Genomic DNA, 1,496 nt, shown 5'->3' with positions numbered 1-1,496 from the left:
CTGAAGGCGTCGGTAAGGACTGGCCATGCCGCGGTCTCGTCCCAGGGTATGTCGTGTTGCAGACACCACCACAGGCGCCCGAGTAGCTTGTTCGCGAGATTACGCAGCGCCGCGTTGTGGTGATCGCCCGCGGCTCGTCGCTTGTCGTAGTGGGCTCGTGCGCCGGCTGATTTGGTGAGCATCGAGAAGGCCCACCAATGGCAGGCGTCGGCCAGTCGTTTGTTGCGGACCTTGCGGGCCTTGACGTAGTGCGATCGGCCTGACGACATTGTCACCGGCGCTGTGCCGGCGTACGAGCGAAGGTTGTTCGGGTGGGTGAATCGTTCAGGGTCGTCGCCGATTTCGCCGAGGACTCGAGCGGCCAGGACCGGGCCCAGGCCGGGCGCCGACCGCAATATAGCGGCTTGCGGGTGCGCTTCGAACTGCTGCCCGAGCTGCGCCTCGAGGGCGTCGACGGCTTCTCGCATCGCCACCAGGACGGCGATCAGCCCGGTGACGGTGTGGCCGTATGCGGCCTCGACTTGCGGGGGTTGCCGCAAAGCCGGTGCCCGCAGGAGGGTGAGGATCTGCTCGGCCAGGGCAGGGTGGTTGCCGCGACCCGAGCGTTGCAGCAGGGTAACGACGCGGCGGCTTGTCAGCTTGGCCGCAGCGGCGGGTGTCGGGACCGCCGCGAGCACAGTCGTCGCCGCGCGATGCTTGAGGTTCGGGAATGCCTGCACCGCTTGTGGATAGAATTCCAGTAGCAATGAGCGGAGTCGGCTGACCGTTTGATTCAGCGCCCACACCGCCTCCTGATGTTGACGTGCGAGCGTCTTCACCGCGCGCCCCTGCTCGCTGATGGCCGGTAGCGGCCTGTGCATGTGCCGGTCGGTTCGCAGTACGTGCGCGAGGACCGCGGCGTCGCCCGGGTCGGACTTCCCGCCGGCTTGCCCGTGGCGTTCGCGGTAGCGGGCCACCGCGCGCGGGTTTATCGGGTATAAGGTGAACCCGGCGTCGGCGAGGGCGACGACAAGCAGATTCTTGTCGGTTTCGATGGCAATCGGGATGTCCTCGACGCTGTCGCAGTGTTCCGCTATCAGTGCCAGGAAATCAGTGAATCCGGCTGCGCCGGTGTCGATTCGGGTGCGTGCAATGATATCGCCATTCGCATCGACCAAAGCCACATCGTGATGCGCCTCGGCCCAGTCGATCCCGCAGGTGATGCCCATACATCCTCCTTGTGCCGGTGACCTTCCGTTGAGCTCGAGGCGGGTGCGGCAACCTAATGGACAGCGCTCTGTGGCGCGGCATCTCACCAGCCGTTCACACATACCTCGTGGGCGGACCGGCAGGGTCACCGTCTACATACGAGATCTCCGGTGCGTTCCGTGTCATCACATGCAGTGATCACCTGCCGGCAGCTCACCAGCTATTCTGCACCCGGATCCGTGGACGGGCAGTGATCTCCTGCCGGTTGCCTCTTCCGTGTCGGGACAAGCCGACCCACCCATTAGGTG

At 65.2% G+C, this 1,496-nt stretch carries 1 protein-coding gene; it reads right to left on the bottom strand.

Features of this window, described 5'->3' with window-relative positions:
• On the bottom strand, window positions 1-1,208 hold a 1,208-nt coding region (locus QM841_RS42810), incomplete at its 3' end, for an IS110 family RNA-guided transposase (RefSeq protein WP_283336785.1).
• Between the last annotated feature and the right edge of the window lie 288 nt (window positions 1,209-1,496).

The organism is Rhodococcus sp. IEGM 1307 (genome assembly GCF_030056915.1).
In the GTDB taxonomy this organism is placed as follows: Bacteria; Actinomycetota; Actinomycetes; order Mycobacteriales; family Mycobacteriaceae; genus Rhodococcus_F; species Rhodococcus_F opacus_D.
Note: the sequence above shows the minus strand (reverse complement) of the source record. Positions and strands in the feature narration are given on the sequence as shown.